The organism is Rhodocista pekingensis (assembly GCF_042665545.1).
Taxonomy (GTDB): Bacteria; Pseudomonadota; Alphaproteobacteria; order Azospirillales; family Azospirillaceae; genus Rhodocista; species Rhodocista pekingensis.
Map to the genome: position 1 here is coordinate 576,443 of NZ_JBHTCM010000010.1, position 20,709 is coordinate 597,151.

General features: G+C 72.6%; 22 protein-coding genes. 10 read left to right on the forward strand and 12 right to left on the reverse strand.

Going from position 1 to position 20,709, the window contains the following annotated elements:
- Positions 1 to 55 precede the first annotated feature (55 nt).
- The gene (locus ACFQPS_RS10950; protein ID WP_377358916.1) at positions 56 to 508 is read left to right on the forward strand and encodes a winged helix-turn-helix domain-containing protein; all 453 of its coding nucleotides are present in this window, start codon (positions 56 to 58) and stop codon (positions 506 to 508) included.
- On the opposite strand, the gene modC is transcribed toward ACFQPS_RS10950, so the two are convergent.
- From modC to ACFQPS_RS10970, 4 genes are all read right to left on the reverse strand, one after another.
- Complete coding sequence (modC, locus tag ACFQPS_RS10955) at positions 505 to 1,659, reverse strand: molybdenum ABC transporter ATP-binding protein (protein WP_377358918.1); 1,155 nt, start codon at positions 1,657 to 1,659, stop codon at positions 505 to 507. The two genes, ACFQPS_RS10950 and modC, sit on opposite strands and share 4 nt — an antisense overlap.
- Positions 1,660 to 1,677: 18 nt before the next feature.
- Positions 1,678 to 2,373 carry a molybdate ABC transporter permease subunit gene (gene modB / locus ACFQPS_RS10960; RefSeq protein WP_377358920.1) on the reverse strand — a complete coding sequence of 232 codons (696 nt, stop codon included), beginning with the start codon at positions 2,371 to 2,373 and terminating at the stop codon, positions 1,678 to 1,680.
- Between the two features lie 46 nt (positions 2,374 to 2,419).
- Positions 2,420 to 3,205 (reverse strand): molybdate ABC transporter substrate-binding protein, encoded by a 786-nt coding sequence (gene modA, locus ACFQPS_RS10965; protein ID WP_377358921.1) that lies wholly within the window; start codon positions 3,203 to 3,205, stop codon positions 2,420 to 2,422.
- 130 nt (positions 3,206 to 3,335) lie between these two features.
- Positions 3,336 to 3,935: a DUF938 domain-containing protein gene (locus ACFQPS_RS10970; RefSeq protein ID WP_377358923.1), complete on the reverse strand. Its 600-nt coding sequence runs from the start codon at positions 3,933 to 3,935 to the stop codon at positions 3,336 to 3,338.
- 229 nt (positions 3,936 to 4,164) lie between these two features.
- On the opposite strand from ACFQPS_RS10970, the gene ACFQPS_RS10975 reads away from it, so the two are divergent.
- From ACFQPS_RS10975 to ACFQPS_RS10995, 5 genes are all read left to right on the forward strand, one after another.
- Positions 4,165 to 4,647, forward strand: coding sequence for a tellurite resistance TerB family protein (locus ACFQPS_RS10975; RefSeq protein WP_377358925.1), 483 nt, complete (start codon positions 4,165 to 4,167; stop codon positions 4,645 to 4,647).
- Positions 4,648 to 4,698: 51 nt separating this feature from the next.
- Positions 4,699 to 5,034, forward strand: a complete 336-nt coding sequence (gene fdxA / locus ACFQPS_RS10980; RefSeq protein ID WP_377358926.1) for a ferredoxin FdxA — start codon at positions 4,699 to 4,701, stop codon at positions 5,032 to 5,034.
- Between the two features lie 340 nt (positions 5,035 to 5,374).
- Positions 5,375 to 5,875, forward strand: coding sequence for a CarD family transcriptional regulator (locus ACFQPS_RS10985; protein WP_012567395.1), 501 nt, complete (start codon positions 5,375 to 5,377; stop codon positions 5,873 to 5,875).
- Between the two features lie 239 nt (positions 5,876 to 6,114).
- Complete coding sequence (locus tag ACFQPS_RS10990; protein WP_377358928.1) at positions 6,115 to 6,930, forward strand: metallophosphoesterase family protein; 816 nt, start codon at positions 6,115 to 6,117, stop codon at positions 6,928 to 6,930.
- A 146-nt stretch (positions 6,931 to 7,076) separates the two neighbouring features.
- Positions 7,077 to 7,964, forward strand: coding sequence for an RNA polymerase factor sigma-32 (locus tag ACFQPS_RS10995; protein WP_377358930.1), 888 nt, complete (start codon positions 7,077 to 7,079; stop codon positions 7,962 to 7,964).
- Positions 7,965 to 8,092: 128 nt separating this feature from the next.
- Here the strand turns inward: ACFQPS_RS10995 and ACFQPS_RS11000 are convergent, their stop codons facing one another.
- The 3 genes from ACFQPS_RS11000 to ACFQPS_RS11010 all read right to left on the reverse strand — a co-directional run bounded on the left by ACFQPS_RS11000 (position 8,093) and on the right by ACFQPS_RS11010 (position 12,851).
- Positions 8,093 to 9,097: a sensor histidine kinase gene (locus ACFQPS_RS11000; RefSeq protein ID WP_377358931.1), complete on the reverse strand. Its 1,005-nt coding sequence runs from the start codon at positions 9,095 to 9,097 to the stop codon at positions 8,093 to 8,095.
- Between the two features lie 144 nt (positions 9,098 to 9,241).
- On the reverse strand, positions 9,242 to 11,257 hold the full coding sequence (locus ACFQPS_RS11005; protein ID WP_377358933.1) for an adenylate/guanylate cyclase domain-containing protein: 2,016 nt from the start codon (positions 11,255 to 11,257) through the stop codon (positions 9,242 to 9,244).
- Between the two features lie 46 nt (positions 11,258 to 11,303).
- A complete protein-coding gene (locus ACFQPS_RS11010; RefSeq protein WP_377358935.1) occupies positions 11,304 to 12,851 on the reverse strand; it encodes a M48 family metalloprotease in 1,548 nt (515 codons plus the stop codon).
- 409 nt (positions 12,852 to 13,260) lie between these two features.
- Here ACFQPS_RS11010 and ACFQPS_RS11015 point away from each other — a divergent pair, with 409 nt between their 5' ends.
- Positions 13,261 to 13,737: a Csu type fimbrial protein gene (locus tag ACFQPS_RS11015; protein WP_377358937.1), complete on the forward strand. Its 477-nt coding sequence runs from the start codon at positions 13,261 to 13,263 to the stop codon at positions 13,735 to 13,737.
- Between the two features lie 119 nt (positions 13,738 to 13,856).
- On the opposite strand, the gene ACFQPS_RS11020 is transcribed toward ACFQPS_RS11015, so the two are convergent.
- The 4 genes from ACFQPS_RS11020 to ACFQPS_RS11035 all read right to left on the reverse strand — a co-directional run bounded on the left by ACFQPS_RS11020 (position 13,857) and on the right by ACFQPS_RS11035 (position 15,837).
- On the reverse strand, positions 13,857 to 14,015 hold the full coding sequence (locus ACFQPS_RS11020; RefSeq protein WP_377358939.1) for a hypothetical protein: 159 nt from the start codon (positions 14,013 to 14,015) through the stop codon (positions 13,857 to 13,859).
- Between the two features lie 150 nt (positions 14,016 to 14,165).
- Positions 14,166 to 14,609 (reverse strand): hypothetical protein, encoded by a 444-nt coding sequence (locus tag ACFQPS_RS11025; RefSeq protein WP_377358941.1) that lies wholly within the window; start codon positions 14,607 to 14,609, stop codon positions 14,166 to 14,168.
- A 136-nt stretch (positions 14,610 to 14,745) separates the two neighbouring features.
- The gene (locus ACFQPS_RS11030; RefSeq protein WP_377358943.1) at positions 14,746 to 15,198 is read right to left on the reverse strand and encodes a group III truncated hemoglobin; all 453 of its coding nucleotides are present in this window, start codon (positions 15,196 to 15,198) and stop codon (positions 14,746 to 14,748) included.
- Positions 15,199 to 15,213: 15 nt separating this feature from the next.
- Entirely contained in the window at positions 15,214 to 15,837 is a 624-nt protein-coding gene (locus ACFQPS_RS11035; protein WP_377358944.1) for an NnrU family protein, read from the reverse strand.
- A 193-nt stretch (positions 15,838 to 16,030) separates the two neighbouring features.
- Here ACFQPS_RS11035 and ACFQPS_RS11040 point away from each other — a divergent pair, with 193 nt between their 5' ends.
- Positions 16,031 to 16,636 (forward strand): TetR/AcrR family transcriptional regulator, encoded by a 606-nt coding sequence (locus tag ACFQPS_RS11040; protein ID WP_377358945.1) that lies wholly within the window; start codon positions 16,031 to 16,033, stop codon positions 16,634 to 16,636.
- Positions 16,637 to 16,744: 108 nt separating this feature from the next.
- A complete protein-coding gene (gene pip, locus ACFQPS_RS11045) occupies positions 16,745 to 17,695 on the forward strand; it encodes a prolyl aminopeptidase (protein ID WP_377358947.1) in 951 nt (316 codons plus the stop codon).
- On the opposite strand, the gene ACFQPS_RS11050 is transcribed toward pip, so the two are convergent.
- The gene (locus ACFQPS_RS11050; RefSeq protein ID WP_377358949.1) at positions 17,679 to 19,469 is read right to left on the reverse strand and encodes a potassium/proton antiporter; all 1,791 of its coding nucleotides are present in this window, start codon (positions 19,467 to 19,469) and stop codon (positions 17,679 to 17,681) included. The two genes, pip and ACFQPS_RS11050, sit on opposite strands and share 17 nt — an antisense overlap.
- 241 nt (positions 19,470 to 19,710) lie before the next feature.
- Between ACFQPS_RS11050 and nudC the strand changes: the two genes are divergently transcribed.
- Complete coding sequence (gene nudC, locus ACFQPS_RS11055) at positions 19,711 to 20,631, forward strand: NAD(+) diphosphatase (protein WP_377358950.1); 921 nt, start codon at positions 19,711 to 19,713, stop codon at positions 20,629 to 20,631.
- Positions 20,632 to 20,709: the final 78 nt, after the last annotated feature.

Consider the following 20,709-nt stretch of genomic DNA (forward strand, 5'->3'; position numbering starts at 1 on the left):
AAGCGCCCGGCGCGACGATGCCGCGGCTGGCGCCGGTCGTCCCGGAGCGGGTAGAGTGCCGGAGCTGTCCGCCGCCGGAGACAACCGCAGCCGCGCCATGACCCGCCTGACCCTGCGCCTGGATTTCGCCCCCGGCAGCCGCCTCGGCCCCGGCAAGGTGCGGCTGCTGGAGGAGATCGGGCGGCACGGCTCCATCTCCGCCGCGGGCCGTGCGCTGGGCATGTCCTACCGCCGCGCCTGGCTGCTGGTGGACGAGGTGAACCGCAGCTTCCGCGACCCGGCGGTCGCCACCCAGCTCGGCGGGCCGGGCGGCGGCGGGGCCGCCCTGACCGACTGGGGCCGGACCCTGGTCGGCCTCTACCGCGACGCCGAACGGGCCGCGACGGCGGCAGCGGCCGACACGGTCCGCGCCCTGGAAGGGCAGCTCGCACCGCCGGTCGCGCCACAGGTCGCGCCGCCGGACCCGGAGAGCGCGGCGCCCGCCGCCCCGCCGGAACCGGGAGCCTAGCACTCCAGCTCCGCCGGCAGGGCGGGGACGATGCTGCGCCGCTCCACCGCCACCGTCTTGACGACGATCCAGACCGGCAGGCCGGGGGCGAGGCCCAGCTCCGCCGCGGCCTGCCGGGTGACGCGGGCCAGCAGCGGTTCGCCGCCGGCGCGCAGGGCGACATCCACGATGGCGCCGGCCGCGGCGGCAGCCACGCCGCCGGCATCCTCCCCCGGCTCCCCGGACTCGCCGCCGACCGCCACCACCTCCCCCGCCAGGGTGTTGCGGGCGGACAGGCCCTGCGGCGGGGCGGTCGCCAGGATCACGTCGCGCGCCCGCACCCGCACCCGCAGCCGGGTCCCCGGCGCCGCGTCCAGCCGCGGCACCAGCAGCGGTCCCGCGGCGGTCGCCAGCCGGGTCAGGCCCCAGTCCCCGTCATGCCCCTCGACGACCGCGCGCAGCATCGTTCCGGCTTCGAAACGACCAAGCAGCGGGAACAGGTCCGGCTGTGCCATCAGGGCCGTCACCGGCCCGGCGGCGGCGACCCGGCCGGCGTCCAGCAGCACCAGGGTGGTGGCCAGCCGCGCCACCTCCTCGATCTGGTGGCTGACCTGGACCATGGGCAGCCGCAGTTCGTCGCGCAGCCGTTCCAGATAGGGCAGGATCTCCGCCTTGCGCGCCGCGTCCAGGGAGGCGAGCGGCTCGTCCAGCAGCAGCAGCCGCGGCGCGGACAGCAGCGCCCGGCCGATCGCCACGCGCTGCCGTTCCCCGCCGGAGAGATGCCGCGGCCGGCGGTCCAGCAGGGCGCCGATGCCGAGCAGGTCCACGATCCGCTCCAGCGGTTCGCGGGTGGCATCGCGGGGGGCGAACAGGCGGCCATAGAGCAGGTTCTGGCGCACCGTGAGATGCGGGAACAGCCGCGCCTCCTGGAAGACGTAGCCGATGCGGCGGCGGTGCGGCGGCACCCGGATGCCCGCCGCCGTGTCCACCAGCGGCACGCCGTCCAGCACGATCCGGCCCCGGCGCGGCCATGCCAGCCCGGCGATCAGGTTCACCAGCGTGGTCTTTCCGGCACCGGAACGACCGAACAGGGCCGTCACCCCCTGCCCCGCCGTGAAGCGCGCCTCCAGCGTGAAGGCGCCCTGCGTCAGGCTGACATCGACCTCCAGCACCCTAGCGGCCCTCCGCCATCAGACGCCCTCCAGCCGGCGCTGCGCCCGGCGCGACAGCCATTCCGAGGCGACCAGCGCCAGGATGGCGATGGCCGCCGCGATCAGGCTGAGCCGCAGGGCGTTGGCGTCGCCGCCGGGAACCTGGGTGTAGGTATAGATGGCCGAGGGCAGGGTCTGGGTCACGCCGGGGATGTTGGAGACGAAGGTGATGGTGGCGCCGAACTCGCCCAGCGCCTTGGCGAAGCAGAGGATGGCCCCCGCCAGAACCCCGGGCAGCATCAGCGGCAGGGTCACGGTCAGGAACACCAGCGGCGGCGGCGCGCCCAGGGTGGCGGCGGCGTCCTCCAGCCGCCGGTCCACCGCCTCCAGCGACAGGCGCATGGCCCGCACCATCAGCGGGAAGCCCATGACCCCGCAGGCCAGCGCCGCCCCGGTCCAGTCGAACGCGAAGACGATCCCGAAATCGGCCAGGAAGGCGCCGACCGGCCCCTTCCGCCCGAACAGCAGCAGCAGCACGTAGCCCGTCACCACCGGCGGCAGCACCAGCGGCAGATGCACCAGCCCGTCCAGCAGCAGGCGGCCGGGAAAGCGGCGGCGGGCCAGCAGCCACGCCACCAGCAGCCCCAGGGGCAGGGCCGCGAGCGTGGCCCAGACGGCCACGCGCAGGCTGATGCGGATGGCCGTCAGTTCCTCGGGCGTCAGCCAGCCGTCCATACCGCTCCCGTTCCCTGTTTCCCGCGTCCCGTTCCGCGACCGGCCCTCAGCCCTGCGGCGGGCCGAAGCCGTGGCGGCGGAAGACCTGCTGCGCGCGGTCGGAGGCAAGATACGCCACGAAGCCGCGGGCGTCGTCCGACCGGGCCCCGGCGACGACCGCGGCCGGGTACAGGATGGCCGGATGCGTGTCCGCGGGGAAGGTGCCGATCACCGCCACCTTCGGTTCGGCGCGGGCGTCGGTGGCATAGACGATCCCGGCCGGCGCCTCGCCGCGCGCCACCAGGGCCAGGGCGGCGCGCACGCTCTCCGCCTGGGCCAGCCGGTCCTTCACCCCGTCCCAGAGACCCAGGGCCTGCAACGACGCCTTGGCATACTTGCCCGCCGGCACCGAGTCGATGTTGCCCACGGCCAGCCGGCCGCCGCCGAGCAGTCCGGCCAGATCGAAGCCCGGCCCGATGGTGGCGGGCGCCGCCGTGCCGGCCGGCGCGATCAGCACCAGACTGTTGCCCAGCAGGGTGCGGCGCGTGCCGGGGTCCAGCAGGCCGCGCTGCTCCATGTAGTCCATCCAGTCGAGGTCGGCGGAGATGAAGATGTCGGCCGGCGCCCCCGATTCGATCTGCTTCGCCAGCGCCGAACTGGCGGCGTAGGAGATCACCAGGGTCGGCCCGCCCTCCGCCGCCTGCATGCCCGCGATCTCGTCCAGGGCGTTCTTCAGGCTGGCGGCGGCGAAGATGCGCAGCTCCCCGGCCGCGGCCGGGGCGGCCGGCAGGGCGCCGGCCAGGAGCAGGGCCGCCGCCACGAGGGCGAGCAGCCGGCGACGAAACGGAACCATCGGGACCTCAGCTCGAAACGATGTATCCATGAGAATACATCGAAGCCACCCGGACGTCACCCGCCACGGCCCTCTGCCGGTGCGGAAAAACCTTGTGGAACCGCAGCTTGCGGAACCGGCCCCGGCGGGCTCAGAGCCTGCGGAAGACGACGGTCAGGTTGTTGGCCGGCATCTCCACCACCCGGTCGGGGCGCAGGCCCGCGGCTGCCGCGGCCTCGGTCACCGCCTCCAGGTCGCGCACGCCCCAGGCGGGGTCCTGCGCCCGCAGCCCGGCGTCGAACGCCTCGTTGCCGGGGGCCGTGTGGACGCCGCCGCGGCGGTAGGGACCGTAGAGGCAGAGCGGCCCGCCGGGCGGCAGCAGACGCGCCGCACCGCGCATCAGCCCCAGGCAGGCGGACCAGGGGGCGATGTGGATCATGTTGATGCAGACCATCGCGTCCGCCGCCTCCACCGGCCAGGGATCGGCCATGGCGTCGAGGTCCAGCGGCGGCCGCACCGACGCGGCACAGGCGGTCCAGGCCACGATGCTGGCGCGGTTGGCGGGGTCGGGATCGCTGGGCTGCCAGACCAGATGCGGCAGGGCGGCGGAGAGGAACGCGGCATGCTCGCCGGTGCCGCTCGCCACCTCCAGCACGGTGCCGCGCTCCGGCAGGACCGTGCGCAGCACCTCCAGGATCGGGGCGCGGTTGCGCAGGGTGGCGGGGGCGTGGCGGCGGGGATCGGTCATCATGGCCGGAGCATAGTGCCGCAGGGTCCCGAAGGCACGCGGGAAGCCGCCAGGGAACGCCCAGGCCAGTCCCGGCGTTGCCCTCCCGGGCCGCCGGCCGGGTCGCCCGCAGCCGCCCGTCCGTAGCCGTGCGCCCGGGACCGTGCGCCCGCGCTGCCGCCGGAGACGCGGCACCGATGCCCCTACGCCGCGCCGGGTTGCCCTCGCCCCCGAACCCGACCATGCTGGAGCCATGCTGAACCGAATCCGACGCCTGTTCGAGCAGCCCGACCGCGCCCTGGAGAGCCTGCCCGGCCCGGACCGCCTGCACCTTGCCGCCGCCTGCCTGCTGGTGGAGGCCGCCCGCCTGGACGACACCATCGCGCCGGAGGAGCGCGCCCGCATCCTGGCGCTGGTGCGCAGCCGGTTCGATCTGAGCGACGAAGAAGCCGAGGAACTGGTCACCGCTGCCGAGCAGGTGACCGAAGGACCGGCGCAATGGTATGCCTTCACCTCCCGGCTGAAGGACAGCTTCGACTACGAGGAGCGGGTCGGGCTGATCGAGATGCTGTGGGAGGTCGTCTACGCGGACGGGGAACTGCACCACCTCGAATCAAGCCTGTTGCGCCGGGTGGGGGGATTGCTCTACGTCTCCGACCGAGACCGCGGAGAGGCCCGGCGGCGGGTTATGGCACGGCTCGGGCTGCCCGTGGGGCCCGGCGTACCCGACCCGTGAGGTGACCGGGGGCCGACCCGGGGCCGACGGGGATTTTTGGAGATCAATGGCATGCCGTACGTCGTCACCGAGCTGTGCATCAAGTGCAAGTACATGGACTGTGTCGAAGTCTGCCCCGTGGACTGCTTCTACGAGGGTGAGAACATGCTCGTCATCCATCCGGACGAGTGCATCGACTGCGGCGTGTGCGAGCCGGAATGCCCCGCCGAGGCCATCGTGCCCGACACCGATCCGAAGGCCGAGCCCTGGCTGGAGCTGAACCGCGAATACTCCGCCAACTGGCCGAACCTGAACCGGAAGAAGCCGGCTCCGGCCGACGCGGACGAGTACAAGGGCATGCCCGACAAGTATGCCAAGTTCTTCAGCCCGAAGCCGGGCGAGTCCTGATCCGGCGCAAGCCGTCGGGGCCTTGACAAGGGCCGGTGCCTGTGAACGAGGGCGCCGGCCCTTTTTGCCATGCAGCAATCGCATGGCGGTCATCCCCCGTTTTTCATGAACGCTGTGCGAACGAAGCGACGGAGCCCCTGTAACGGGCCTGTCATTTCCCATATATTCGGATGTAGAGGATTGGCGCGCGGACCTGGAAAACGCGGTCGTGCGCCCTGCCCTTGACACCGACGCAGCTCAGTTCCCGGTTCCGGCCGCCCGCGCGGCTGTCGGGCGCTTTTTTCCTGCCATCGTCTTCCAGGGTGCGCGGGCCCTCACGGAAAGCGAGAGCCGACCGAAGATGTCCGAAAACCTCGAATTCGCCGCGGGCGATCACGTCGTGTATCCGGCCCACGGCGTGGGCAAGATCATCGGGATCGAGACGCACAGCATCGCCGAACAGACCGTCACCCTCTATGCGATCCAGTTCGAAAAGGAACGCATGACCCTGAAGGTGCCGGTGGCGAAGGCGCGCGCCGCGGGGCTGCGCCGGCTCTCCTCCAAGGACCGGATCAAGGCGGCGCTGGAGACCTTGCAGGGTCCCTCGCGCATCAAGCGCATCATGTGGAGCCGCCGGGCGCAGGAGTACGAGGCCAAGATCAATTCCGGCGACCCGGTCTCCATCGCGGAGGTCGTGCGCGATCTCTACCGCGGTGAGGACCAGTCCGACCAGTCCTACAGCGAGCGGCAGATCTACCACGCCGCCCTGGAGCGGCTGGCCCGCGAGCTGGCGGTGGTCGAGAAGATCGACGAGCGCAAGGCGACGGAACGGCTGGAAGCGGTGCTGAGCAAGGCCGCCTGACGGCCCGGCGGACCGCCGCATCCCGCGATCGCGGCGGCGCAGACGGATTAAGGGGGCGTCCCGACGTGGACGCCCCTTTTTTCGTGGCCGCGGCCCCACTAGACTTGGGCGCGGACGTCCGGACCGCTGCCCGCCCCTTCGCGGGGGCTGCCGGTGCGGATGCCTCCGCCGAACCCTCCTGGCCGCCCCCCGGCCGAACCGCTCGTGGTTGAACCCTCTCAGGACCCGGTCGCGCCCGGATGCCCGATTCAGAGAAATTCACCCAGCTCGGCCGTCCGCGGCGCCTCTGGGCCGTGGGCGCCGTCCACGGCGAGGCGGACCGGCTGGCCGCCCTGCACGACGACATCGGCGGCCGCTTCCGGCCCGGCGACCGGCTGATCTATCTCGGCAACATGATCGGCCGCGGCCCCGCCGTGCGCGCCGTGATCGACGAACTGCTGGCCTTCCGCCGCGCTGTCCTGGCGCTGCGCGGCGTCATCGCCAGCGATGTCGTCTATCTGCGCGGCGGGCAGGAGGAGATGTGGCAGAAGCTGTTGCAGCTCCAGTTCGCGCCCAACCCGGCCGAGGTGCTGCACTGGATGTTGCAGCAGGGCGTGGATACGACGCTCCTGGCCTATGGCGGCGATGCCGCCCTGGGCCTGTCGGCGGCGCGCGACGGGGCGGTGTCGCTGTCGCGCTGGACCGGCCAGCTCCGCGCGGCGCAGCGCACGTCCCCCGGGCACGACAATCTGTTCAGCGCGCTCCGCCGCGCCGCCTATCTGGACGGCGACGGGGTGACGACGGCCGGGCTGCTGTTCGTCAGCGCAGGGCTGGACGTCTCCCGCCCGCTGGGGGCGCAGGGGGACAGCTTCTGGTGGGGCGGGGCCGCCTTCAACCGGATCGAGGCGCCCTACGGCGGCTTCGGCCGGGTCGTGCGCGGCTACGATCCCGGCCATGGCGGCCCGCAGGTCGGCGCCCATGCCGTCACGCTGGACGGCGGCTGCGGCTTCGGCGGCCGGCTGCTCTGCGGCTGCTTCGCCCCGGACGGTGCGCTGCTCGAACTGGTGGAAGTCTGACGCGGCCGCGGTTTTTTCAAGTCCATGGAGATTTTTTGCAGCCGGGTGTGATCCGACCCCGGCCGGGCCCCGTACTCAGGGGTGACAGAACAGTCGGGCGGCCGGACCCCAGGGTCTGACCGCCCCCGGCAGGAGAGAGCGGAGCCATGGCGCACATCGACGACCCGGAAACCCAGCGGGCCAACCTCACCTTCATCAAGGCCTCGATGAAGGAGCCGCTGCTCTCCCGCGATCATGAGTTCGACCTTGCCAAGCGCTGGCGTGAGCGCGGCGACGAGGCGGCCCTGCATGAGCTGGTGCGCAGCTACACCCGCCTGGTCGTCGCCACCGCCGCCCGCTTCCGCAATTACGGCCTGCCCATGGGCGATCTGGTGCAGGAGGGCAATGTCGGCCTGATGCAGGCCGCTGCCCGCTTCGAGCCGGACCGGGAGGTGCGCTTCTCCACCTACGCCGCGTGGTGGATCCGCTCGGCCATGCAGGACTACATCCTGCGCAACTGGTCGATCGTCCGCACCGGCACGACGGCGGCCCAGAAGGCGCTGTTCTTCAACCTGCGCCGCCTGCGCGCCAAGATCGAGGACTCCCCCTCCGCTGGCGCCCTCTCCCCCGACGGCCGCCGCCGCATCGCGGAGGAGCTGAACGTGGACGAGAGCGACGTCGAGTCGATGGAGATGCGCCTCGCCGCCGCCGACCAGTCGCTGAACAGCCCGGTGGCCGAGGGCGGCGACGATGAATGGCAGGATTTCCTGTCCGACCAGCGCCCCTCGCCGGAGGACGTGGTGATCGGCATGCGCGACGGCCGCATGCGCTCGAAGTGGCTGGCGGAAGCGCTGGGCGAACTGAGCCCGCGGGAACGCACCATCATCGCCCAGCGCCGGCTGCGCGACGACGGCGCCACGCTGGAGGAGCTGGGCCGCGTGCTGGGCGTCAGCAAGGAACGGGTGCGCCAGCTTGAGCACCGGGCCCTGATGAAGCTGCGCGCTTCCATGATCCGGCGGGTCGAGGACTGCCAGGACCTGCTGCTGGAAGCCTGATCCCCCGACCGCTGACCCACGCCGACCGCTGACCCGCGCCGGCCGCCGACCCGGCCCCGCCCTGGGCCGGGCCGGCCCGGTCAGGCCGGGGGCGTGTCAGGCCGGGGCACGGGTCAGGCTGGTCCGGGTCAGGCCGGCACGGTCAGGCGGACCCGCAGGCCGTTCCGCCCCTCATACTCCAGCCGGGCGCCGATCTGCTCGGCCAGTGACCGGACCAGACGCATGCCGAGCCCCGTCCGCCCCACCGGGTCGGCCCCGGCGGTCAGGCCCTTGCCGTTGTCCGCCACCTCCAGCTCCCAGGCGCCGATGCCGCGCCGCAGCCGGATCCGCACGCGGCCCGGCCCACCGAGCGGAAAGGCGTGCTTCAGGCTGTTGGTCACCAGCTCGTTCAGCGCCAACGCCAGCGGCAGTGCCCCGGCGGCCGACAGGTGGAAGCCCCCCTCCCCCTCGAACTCCAGCCGCACCGGATGCTCCGGCCCCAGCAGGGAGTCCCGCAGGTCCGCCACCAGGGCGCCCAGATGCTCCGCCACGTCCACCGGACCGCCCGGCGGCATCCGGTGCAGGCGGTCATGGATGCCGGAAACGGTGACGATGCGGCCGTAAGCGTCCTCCAGCACGGTGCGCGCCCCCGGGTCGGGGCACGACAAGGCCTGCATGGCCAGCAGGTTGCCGACGAGCTGAAGCGAGTTCTTGACCCGGTGGTTGACCTCCCGCAGCAGCAGTTCCAGCTCGTCCGTGGCGGACCGCAGCCGGTCCAGGTCGGTGGCCTTGCGCGTGACGTCGTGCAGGGTGCCGCTGACCACGGTGGGGCGGCCACCGCTGCCGGTCCGCACCTCTCCGCGCAGCCGGATCGTCCGGCGCTTCCCCTCCCCGTCCAGGATCGGGCGGTCCAGGCAGAAACGGCGGGCGTCGATCCGGCGGCGTTCCAGGCTGCGGACCAGCCCGCGGGCACGGTCCATGTCCCGGGGCGGCAGGCAGCCGGCGACGCGGTCCAGCGGGGCATGGTCGAAGGCGATGAGGGAGACGGGCCGCAGTCCGAACAGTTCCGCGCAGCGGCCGCACCAGACCAGACGGTCGGACCCGGGCCGCCATTCCCAGACCCCGGTGCCGCTGCCGATGATGGCCGCGCCCACCCAGGCACCGGGAGGCCGCCTTGAAACGGGCTGAAGGCCGGCGTCCGCCTTTACGGAGCCAGACCGCGACGGCTGGGAGTGCATTCGGATTTTCCTCACACGGCAGCGTGAGTACATCCTCACCCGATATATCGTTGTATGCAATCAGCCGTTGGTCTTAAGACCACCCAAGGATGCCGGCGCGTTGCCCCCGGGCGCGACATGCCCGGGCGCGTCGTGCGCCGGAGCGGCGGCGTCCTCGGCCAGGGCCCAGACCTTGACGGAGCCGGCCCGGCCGCGCAGGGAGAAGCGTCCCAGTTCGCGCAGCGGCACGCCCGAGTCGCCGGCGGCCCGGACCGTCTCGTCGCTGGTCAGGACGACGCAGTCGCAGCCCGCGATCAGTCCGTCGCCCAGCGCCTCCAGCCGGGCCGCGGTGTTCACCGTGTCGCCGACGATGGTGTAGTTGATCCGGCTCTCGGCACCGATGTTGCCCACCACCACCCGCCCGGAATGGATGCCGATGCGCAGGCAGACCGGCGGCCGCCCGATGGCGCGGGCCTCGGCCGCCTCCTCCGCCATGACCGCGGCGATGGCCCGGGCGGCGCGCAGGGCGCGGACGGCATGGTCCGGCTGTGCCTCCGGCGCGCCCCAGAAGGCCATGACGGCATCGCCGATGAACTTGTCCACGGTGCCGCCCTCCGCCTCGATGCAGGCGGCGATGCGGGTGAAGTGGGCGTTCAGCAGCGCCGCCGTCTGCTGCGGCGACATGGTTTCGGCGATGGTGGAGAAGCCCTTGATGTCGGTGAACATCACCGTCACCTCGCGCTCCTCGGAGATGACGCCCTCATGGCCGTCGCCGCGGCGGATCAGGCGCAGCACCAGCGCCTTGGGCACGTAGGTCTCGAACCAGCGCAGGCCGGCGACCATGGTGTTGAAGGCCTGGGCAGCGTCGGAGATTTCGCGGAACCGGCTGTCGGGCAGGGTCGGCACGGCGCGGAACTCCAGGTCCCGCAGGGCCACGGCGGCGCCGGCCAGGCGCTTGATCTGCCGGCTGATGGCCCGGCCCAGCAGGAGCGCCAGCACGACCGAGACGATCAGGATGGCGAATCCGCCCAGGCTCATCCGCGCCAGCCGCTGCAACTCCTGATCCACGTCGTCGGCGCGGAAGGCGATGGCCAGGGTCCAGGGCTTCACGCCGAACGCGGTGATCCGGCGCAGAAGATAGACGTAGCGCACATCGTCCACGCGGCTCTCGCGGATTTCCAGATCCCGGCCCTGGGTTCCCCGGTCGATCCGGGTTTCCACATGGGCGCCGGCCTTCAGCTCGCCGCGGCCGGTGGCGATGCCGGCGGGATCGACATCGTACCAGATGGCACGGGCCACGGGGTCCGCCAGATCCTCCAGCCGCGGCAGCGGCGGCAGGCCCTTGGCGGTGGCCAGCGTGAAATCGGCGCTGCGCCCGGTCAGCGACGGATGCGCGAGGACATAGGCATCGTCATAGAGGATGAAGGCCCGCTGGCCGGTCGCTATGCCCATGTCGGCCAGGAACCGGGACAGGTCCTGGAAACTGACACCCGTTGCGACCAGCCCGATGACCTTGCCGTCGCGGCGCACGGGCACCCGCACGCTGAGGAAGCTGACCTTCAGGTCGGGCACCCATTCCGGGTCCATCCAGGCCGTGCCCTGTTCCGGGCTGATCTCCGAAACCTCTTGGCCGTAGCTGGGATCGGGATAGACACCGAAGGAGGTCGAGCCGTCCGCCTCCCGCTTCGCCGTCAGCCACAGGCCACGGGGATCGAGGAATCCCACCCCGGTGATCTGCGGCGCGGCGGCGAGGGCCGACCGCAGCACGTCGCGCATGCGGCCGTGGTCCTTCGGATCGACATCGCCGCGGCCGATCATGGCCGCCAGATATTCCGCCTGCCAGCGGGCCGGTTCCATCTGGGCGCGGACCCAGGCCTGCAACCCGCCCATGGCCAGTTCGGACTTGTCCAGCAGAAGCGCGAAGGTATTCCGGCTGGAGGTGGTGATGCCGATGGCCAGCACGCTGGCGACCGCCAGCAGCATCAGGGTCCCGAACCCCAGGGTCAGAACAGCCGCGATCGACAGGTGGAATCGCTTTCGCTTCCACCCTGTCGGGCAGGCCGGATCGGCCGCGTCCTGTCGGCGCCATCGGATCATGCCCGGACGGTAATCGCCCCGCCCGTCGGCGGCAACGGCGAAGCTGTCATCCCTCCGTGACGATCTTGACCGGTTGACCCGGCTGCAACGGTGCCCCGGCGGGCAGATTGTTGAGCACCCGGAACCGTTCCTCTGCATGGTCGCCGTCGGGCATCATGCGGACGAAGTCCGCCACCGTCTGGCCCGGCTTCACCGTCACCACCCGGAGTCGGCGCGGCCTGATCTGCGCCCGTTCGTCGGCCCCCAGGGCACGGAAGCTGTAGGCCGTGCGCCGGTAGTCTTCCGACAGGCGCGCGGTGGCGTCCGGGGCGGAGACGAAGAGGAAGCGGTAGTAGGTCCGGGAATCGAACCGGAGGGCGACGAAGCGGACATCCACCGGCCCGGCATCGGTGTCCGCCCGGGCCATGGCCGTGGCCGCCGGGCGACCGTCGATGCTGAGGCTCTCCAGCCCCGAGAGCGGCACCCGCGGCGCCCAGACGGTGGTGAGATAGGCGGACGGGTCCGGCACCCCCTGCACGGGCGCACCGTCGAAGGTGATGAGGGAGCGCTGATCCGGGCCGACCGCGGTGACCTGGGTCTGGCCGTTCAGCAGCCGGAACCCCTCCGGCACCTCGAAGCGGAAGCCCAGGGCGGGGTGCAGGAAGACCCGGCCGCGCACGACACCGTTCTTCGGGCTGTCGCCGTAGACGATACCGTCGATCCGGCGCAGATAGGCGTCGCGGTCCGTCGTCCATCCGCCGGACGGACGGGACCCGGCGGCTTCGGTCGCCCGCTCCACCCGCTGGCCCGTGGGCGGGTGGGTCTGCAAGTAGCTGAAGCTGTCCGCGGCCCCCGGCCGGCCGGCCAGCGTCGCCTCCAGCCGGGCGTGGGCGCCCATGGCGTCCAGGAAGGCCGCCATCTCCAGCGGGTCGAAGCCGGCCGCCGCCATGTAGCGGATGCCCAGCCCGTCTGCCTCCAGCTCCTGGTCGCGGCTCCAGCCGGCCATGACGAGCTGCGCCCCGGCCGCGGCCGCCTGCCCGAGCTGCTGCCCGCCCAGCGCCCCGGCCAGGACGGCGCCCACCTGGGCCAGCGTCCCCTGGCTGTAGCGCTCCGCCGTATGGCGGGCGGTGACATGGCCGATCTCGTGCCCCAGCACGCCGGCAAGCTGCGCCTCGTTGTTCGCCAGCGCCATCAGCCCCCGGGTGACATAGACATAGCCGCCCGGCAGGGCGAAGGCGTTCACCACCTCGCTGTCCAGCACGGTGAAGGTGTAGCGCGTGCCCGGCAGCCCGGTAGTAGCGGCCAGCCGCTGGCCAATGCCATCGACATAGGCCTGGACCGACGGGTCCTCGTAGGCGCCGCCCATCTCGGACAGGATCTGCGGATGCTGCTCGGCGCCGAGCTGGCGCTCCTGGTCGGGGGAGAGCAGGCCGGTGAACTGGCGCTGCCCGGTGGCCGGGTTGACGGCGCAGCCGGCCAGCAGCAGCAGTGCTGCCAGAAGACCGGCGATCCGGGGCCACCCTGCCCCTCGCTTCACAGCGGTTCCGGCGACAGTCCCGGCGGCGGCAGGCGTGGCGGCAGGCGTGGCGGCAGGCGTGGCGGCGGTGGATGTCATGGCGCCCCTGGTGCGGCGGGATACCGGGCTGCGGCGGGATGCTGGGCTAACGCCGGGGTCCCGGGCCGGTTCCGCGGGCGGCGGCCTGATCCCCCGGGGAGACTCTCCGCGGATCGGGTCCACCGCACAAGACTTCCGCTCGGGGAATTTCAGATACTTGCACCATGCAATGCTTTGGGCAGCACACCGATGCGATAAGCCCGAATGGAGTATTGCATGTCGCAATGCCTTCAGCAGCCACCGCCCGCCCGATCGCCCGGCCGCTTCAGGGCTCCGGCTGCAACATCTTGGAATCCTTGAAAAGAGAATGCCGCCCCCGGGACACCCCCGTCCTGGCACCGGCCTTGCGAGGTGATGGCCAGACGGAAACGAGGCCAAGAGGCCCGCCCGGAACCGACTGGAGACGATCATGAAGACCATCGCCCGCATCGCCCTCGCCGCCACCGCCCTGGTCGCCACCGCCGCGGCCTTCACGACCGGCGCTTCCGCCCAGCAGGCTTCCGGTACGATCCAGCTCCGCGGCACCGTGGCCGTGAACTGCACGATCGCCGTGACGGACCTGAACCAGCCGCTGAACCTGACCGGCGGCGAGTCGAACAAGCAGGTCGGCACGGTCACCGAAACCTGCAACCGCGGCAACGGCTACAAGATCACCGTCGCCTCCGCCAATGCGGGCAAGCTGGTCTCCGGCGCCGCGGGCACCACGCCGATCGGCTACGCCGCGCAGTATGACGGCCAGTCGGGCAACTCCGGCATGCTGGAGGTCATCCGCAACCAGGCCCAGTTCAACAAGGTGTCGTCCGTCAACGTGACGATCCCGGCGTCCGCCCAGTACATCGCCGGCGACTATGCCGACACCCTGACCATCACCATCGCCGCCCGCTGACGGGCAGCCGATCGGCCGCGAAGGTCTCCCTTCCCTTCCAGCCAATCCGACATGACCGGGACCGGCGCCTTGCCGGTCCCGGTTTTCGTGCGTCCGGGGCCGGCCGGCCCCGGAGCGGGCTACAGCCGCCCCTCCTCGCCGGTGTTGGCGAAGACGCCGTGCAGGAACCAGCTCAGCAGCGCGAGCAGGAGCACGAGCCCGCCCCAGCGCCCCTCGACAAGCGAGAGGACGAGGCCGGCCAGCATCAGGGCGACGTAGACGAGGAACATGCGCTTCATGGTCGGAAACTCCGTCGAACGGGTGCCGTCGCCCCGCCTTGCGCGGCGGCGCGGCACGCGGGCCCAGGAGCTGCCGGTCGGTGGACCGGCGCCTCGGGTCGGGTGATTCGGTGGGGATCGGCCCTGACGGGCCCGTTCAGACGGGCCCGCTCAGATCGGGGGCGGCCCGGTCGGCTGCCGCGGCCCGGTGCGCAGGGACCGGGCCGGCACCGTGGCCGGAAGGACGGCGACCGCCCCCGCCCGCGGCGGCAGCGGCAGGACGGCAGCGGCCGCGACCATGGCGACGGGAACGCCGCCGCCGGTCCCCGATGCCGGCAGCGCCGGCGGGGTCTCCGCCTCCGACGTCGTCAGGGTGGCGGCGCGGCCAGGGGCCGGGCGCAACCCGTCCGACAGCAGCTTCTGCCCCGACCGCGCCGTCGCTTCCGCGGCCCCCGGCGCGTCCGCCCAGCCGCCGAACAGGGCGAACAGCAGCGCGACCAGACCCGCGACCCAGCGATCCGGCAGGGGCCGGTCGGGACGGGTCCGGGGCTGCGGCCCGGCAGGCGGCAAAGGCCCGGCAGGCGGCAGGACGGGAGCGGAGGGGCGGGTCGTCACGCGGTCAGCGGAGCGGTATCGTCGGGGAAAATCATCGGAGCGGCGTGATGCCGCACACCATCAAGAGCACGGGTGCAGGGCCGCCGTCAAATGCCGGAACGGGGACCATCGCCGCGGGAACCGCGGGGGGCACCGGTCACGGCGGCAGAGTTCCCTTGGCGACGACGATGCCCTGCTGCAACGCCGCCGCCATGCGGGCGGCCCGGGCGGCGAACTGGGCGGCGGGGCCGGGCTCGAACAGTTCCTCCGCCGTCGCCACGAAGAGGTCGAGCCACTGCCGGAAATGCGCGGCACCGACGCCGGGCAGTTCGGCATGCACCTGCATCGGCCGGCCGAGATAGCGGCCGCTGGCCAGCAGGACGCTGGACCAGAAGGCGCGCACCCGGGCCAGATGGGCGGTCCAGACCGCGTCGTCGTCGCCGAGGGCGCGGATGAACACCGGCCCCAGCACGGGGTCGTGGCGGGCGCGCAGATAGAAGACGTCCACCAGGATGCCGATGCTCTGCTCGTCGATCCCGGCGAAGCGGGGCGGCGGCCCGACGGGTATGCTCCCCGCCTCGACCGCGCCCGGGGTCCCGCTGGTTTCCACAGATCCGTCCAAGGTTCAAAGTCCCAGATAGGTGGCCGGGTCCGGCCCCAGAATGACAGGGTGCGCCCACAGCAGCACCCCCCAGGTCAGCAACGCCACGGCCCCCCGCCAGAGGCCGAGGCCGCGCCAGTCCACCGGGCCGGTGCCCGCGAACGGCATCCAGCCGACGGCGCGGACGGCGGGCGGCGCGTCGCGCAGGTTGCGCCAGAGCGACACCGCCGCGATCAGGGCGAAGCCGGCGAACACCACGGCGGCCCGGCCGTCCGAGGCGGCCCCCAGATGCAGCAGCGACCAGAGCAGCACACCCAGGCTGCCCGGGGTCGCCGTCACGGTGTAGATGCCCTGCGGCCGGTCCGTCCGCCGGGTGGTCAGCCGCGCCACCACCAGGAACAGGGCCAGCGGCATCAGCCAGACCGCCAGGGTCCTGGCCGCCGGCCCGCCGTCCAGCGGTGAGGGCGCCGGGTCCGTCTGCCGCCATGCCAGCACCAGCACGGCCAGAGCGAGCAGGGACAGGGTCCCGTGCAGGGCGCCGTAGAGGCCGGGCCCCAGCCGGCGCCGCAATCCGTCGCGCAGGCCCGGCAGGGCCGGGGCCAGATGCGTGGCCGCCATCAGGGACGTCGCCAGGATCAGTCCACCCATGCCTTGCTCCGTCGCTTGCAGGAGTCCTATTCCCGTATGCAACCGAAGGGAAGCCCTGCCGTCGCATGGCGCCCCTGCACGGGAAGGGCGGACGCCCCCGGCACCGGCGCACCGGGCAGCGCCGTGCCGGGTGCCGTTGAACGCCGCGGTCCGGCCCTTTATCTACCCGGGCAGAAGCGTGAGGAGAGCGTGCATGACAGGGGAACGGGCCCGGGGACGGCCGCGCGCCTTCGACCCGGAGGCCGCCCTGGACCGGGCGCTGGAGGTGTTCTGGGCCAAGGGCTATGACGGCGCCTCGCTGGCCGAGCTGACGGCCGCCATGGGGATCAACCGCCCCAGCCTCTATGCCGCCTTCGGCGACAAGCAGGCGCTGTTCCGCCGCGTGCTGGAACGCTACCGGGAAGGGCCGGGCGCCTGCGTCACGGCGGCGCTGGCCGCGGCCCCCACGGCGCGGGAGGCGGTCGCCGCCCTGCTGCACGGGTCGGCGGACAAGCTGGCCGCCCCCGGGCAGCCGGCCGGCTGTCTGCTGGTCCACGGCGCGCTGGGCTGTTCCGACGGGGCCGCCCCGGCCGAGGCCGACGCCGCCCGCCACCGTGCCGCCACCGAGCTGGCGATCCGCGAACGGCTGGACCGCGGCGCGGCGGAGGGCGAACTGCCCCCCGGCACGGACACGGCGGCGCTGGCCCGCTATGTGGCGGCCGTGCAGCAGGGCATGGCGGTGCAGGCGCGCGCCGGGGCGGCGCCGGCGGACCTGCACGCCATCGCGGATCTGGCCCTGCGCGCCTGGCCCGCGGCCTGACGGGCCCCCCTGCCCCGGGCGGCCCGACACGCGACAGGCGAATCGGGTTTACGCGCCCCCCTCCCGGCTCCTATGCTCATCACCTAACGGCACTCAGCGGACGAGACCATGCCGCGCGGCGAGCTATTCCCTCCCATCGAGCCCTACCAGACCGGACGCCTCAGGGTCAGCGACCTCCACACCCTCTACTGGGAGCAGTGCGGCAACCCGACCGGGGTGCCGGTGGTGTTCCTGCACGGGGGTCCCGGAGCGGGCGCCTCGCCCACGCACCGGCGGTTCTTCGACCCGGCCTTCTACCGCATCGTCATCTTCGACCAGCGCGGCGCCGGCCGGTCCTCTCCCCTGGGGGAGGTGCGGGAGAACGACCTGGAGTCCCTGGTCGGAGACATCGAGACCCTGCGGGAGCATCTCGGCATCCAGCGCTGGCTGGTGTTCGGCGGTTCCTGGGGCTCCACCCTGGCGCTGGCCTATGGCCAGACCCATCCGGCCCGGCTGCTGGGCCTGATCCTGCGCGGCATCTTCCTGATGCAGCGGCAGGAGATCGACTGGTTCCTCTACCAGATGGGAACCGTCTTCCCCGAGGCGTGGTCCGCCTTCGTCGGCCACATCCCGGAGGCGGAGCGCGGCGACCTGCTGGAAGCCTACTGGCGCCGGCTGACCGACCCGAACCCGCAGATCCACATGCCCGCGGCGCGCGCCTGGAGCATGTATGAGGGGGCCTGCTCCACCCTGCTGCCCAGCCCGGAGCTGATCTCCGCCTCGGGCGAGGACAACCATGCCCTCGGCCTCGCCCGGATCGAGGCCCACTATTTCCGCAACAACCGGCTGACGCCGGAGACGCGGCTGCTGGACGGGGTGGGGCGGCTGCGCCACCTGCCGGCGGTGATCGTGCAGGGGCGCTACGACATCGTCTGTCCCATCCGCACCGCCGACGCGCTGCACCGGGCCTGGCCGGAAGCCGACTACGTGGTCGTGCCCGATGCCGGCCACAGCGCCATGGAGCCGGGCATCCGGGCGGCGCTGGTCAACGCGACGGAGCGGTTCAGGACGCTGGTGTGAGGTCGCGCACCGGCTGCTGCGGGCGCCGCAGCAGCCGCGACCGGAGCCGGCGCCAGGGGCGCTCCACCGGCGTCAGGTCGATGCCGACCGTGGTGACGCTCTCTCCCTCCATGGCGCAGACGATCAGGTCCACCGACCCCGCCCGCACCCGGTCGCCCGGCGACGGGCGGCGGCCCAGCGTCGTTTCCAGGAAGGCGGCGATGCTGCCCTCGGCCCGCGCCGCCTCCTCGATGGCATAGAGCCGGCCGACGGTCGCCGCCGGGGTCATTCCCTGCACCTGGAAGTCGCCGATGGCGGCTCCCGCCCTGCGGGCGGCGGCACGGCGCTGACCGAACAGGCGGTCGAGCACGGCCAGCGCCCGCGTCTCCCCCAGCACCAGGATGGAATCGCCGGGTTGCAGGGCGCGCACCTCCTCCGGCGGGACGGGCCGCCCCTCGCGCAGCATGGCGAGCACCCGCACCGACTCAGGGATGACCAGCCGGCCCAGCCCGCGCGACACGGCCTCGCTGTCCGGGGCCGCGGTGAACATGGCGAGCTGCTCCTCCCCCATCGGCAGGTCGATGTCGATGCGCGGCGGCGGCGCGGGATCGGGCGGCACCTCCACCCGCAGCAGCCGGGCTGCCGGGCCGATGGTCCAGCCCTGCACGACCAGGGAGACCAGCACGACGACGAAGGCGATGCCGAAATAGGCCTGCGCCCCCTCCACCCCCGCCAGCACGGGGAGGGTGCCCAGCACGATGGGCACCGCACCGCGCAGGCCGACCCAGCCGACGAAGGCGATCTCGTTCCAGGCGAAGCGGAAGGGCAGCAGGCAGAGGGCGACCGCCAGCGGCCGCGCCGCCAGCACCAGCACCAGCGCGATCATCAGCCCCGGCAGGGCCAGCGGCTCCAGGGCCGACGGCGTCACCAGCAGGCCCAGCATGACGAACAGGGCGATCTGCGCCAGCCAGGCCAGACCGTCGTGGAAGCGCCGGATCAGCAGGTCCGCCCGGTGCCGGCGGTTGCCCAGCACGAAGCCCGTGACATAGACCGCCATGAAGCCGGACGAGCCCAGCCACTGCGCCACGCCGAAGATGAACAGGGCGCCCGACAGGGCCAGGATCGGATAGAGGCCGTCCGCCGCCCGGATCCGGTTGACCGCCCAGGCCAGCGCGTGCCCGGCCGCGATCCCCAGCGCCACCCCGCCCAGGAGTTGCAGGGCGAAGTCATGGGCGAAGACCCAGGGCGACAGGGGGGCGGTGGCGGTGACGAGCTGGATGCCCAGCAGAGTCAGGAAGATCGCCATCGGGTCGTTGAGGCCGGACTCGACCTCCAGCGTGGCGCTGAGCCGGGGCCGCAGACCCAGCCCGTGGGTGTTCAGCAGGAAGAAGACGGCCGCCGCATCGGTGGAGCCGACGATGGCCCCGATCAGCAGCCCCTCCTCCCAGCCCGTCCCCAGGAAGAAGACGGCCGCCGCCCCGGTCGCGGCCGCCGTCAGCAGCACGCCGACGGTCGCCAGGACCAGGGCCGGCCAGCGTGCCTGCCGGAACGTCTCCCGCCGGGTGCGCAGCCCCCCGTCGAACAGGATCACGGCCAACGCCACGCTGCCGACCAGATAGGCGACCTGGTAGTCACCGAAGGGAATGCCGCCCGGACCGTCCTCCCCCGCCAGCATGCCCAGTCCCAGGAAGACCAGCAGCAGCGGCGCACCGACCCGCGAGGAGACGAGCCCCGCCACGATGGCGAGGAGAAGCAGCGCGCCGGCCAGCAGGATCAGGTCGTTGACGGCCTCCACGGCAACTCCGAATCGGTTCGGCCGGACAGGGTCCGGCGGCAGTCTGGGGATCTGGCTGACGGGGCGGGATGAAACCGCGTCCCGGTGAACACATATGTGATGCGATCGCCACGGAACAACCCGCCCGGATGGTCGAAACCGCCCGGACGGGCCGAAATCCGGGAGCGGAGCACGGCGCGTCGGCGCCTCCCGGGAAGCGGCGCTTTCCTTCGGCGCCGGTCCGTGCCACGACTGACGGACCATGAGCATCGTGAACTTCTATGCCGGCAGCAGCCTCGACCGTGCCGCGGTGAAGCGGCGGGATGCGGCATGGCTGGCCGGCCGCTTCGCCGCCGCGGGAACGCGGCTGCTCCCCGTCTGGCGCGGCAAGCATCTGGTGGACGGCCCGCGCGAGGCGCCGCAACCCGTCTGGCTGGACCCGGCGGAGACCTGGTGGCGGGAGATCGCCGCAGAGGACCCGGTGTTCCTGGGGCTGGAGGGGGAGACGGCCTGCTTCGCCGTGGACCTGTCGCCGCTGGAGGACCCGGCCGGGCATCCCCGGCTGGGCGGGCTCGGCGCCTTCGTGGATCTGCGCACCCTGTCGCCGCTGATCGGGGAGCGGGCCGGCAGCCTGTTCGCCTATGCCCGCGGGCTGCTGCTCTGGCACGGGCGGCACCGCTTCTGCGGGGTCTGCGGCAGCGCCACCACCGTGGCCGACGGCGGCCATGCGCGGCACTGCACGGACCCGGCCTGCGCCACCCACCATTTCCCCCGCACCGATCCCGTGGTGATCATGCTGATCACCGACGGGGACCGCTGCATCCTGGGCCGGCAGCCGAAATTCCCGCCCGGCTTCTATTCCTGCCTCGCCGGGTTCGTCGAGCCCGGGGAGGGCGTAGAGGAAGCGGTGGCGCGGGAAAGCTGGGAGGAGGCCGGCGTCACCATCACGGATGTGCGCTACCATTCCTCGCAGCCCTGGCCCTTTCCCGGGCAGCTCATGCTGGGCTTCACGGCGCGGGCGACCAGTGTCGCCATCACCACCGACCCGGAGGAGATGGAGGACGTGGCCTGGTTCGAGCGCGACTGGATCAAGGCCAACCGCGGCAGCGACGCCTTCCGCCTGCCGCCCCGCGATGCCATCGCCCGCCGCCTGATCGACGACTGGCTGGACGGCCCGGCCTGACCGCAGAAGGCGCCGGCCGCAAGCTCTCCTCCCGCACCCTTGCAAGTCAGTATCAGTTGCGCTAGCGGAATCGTCTGT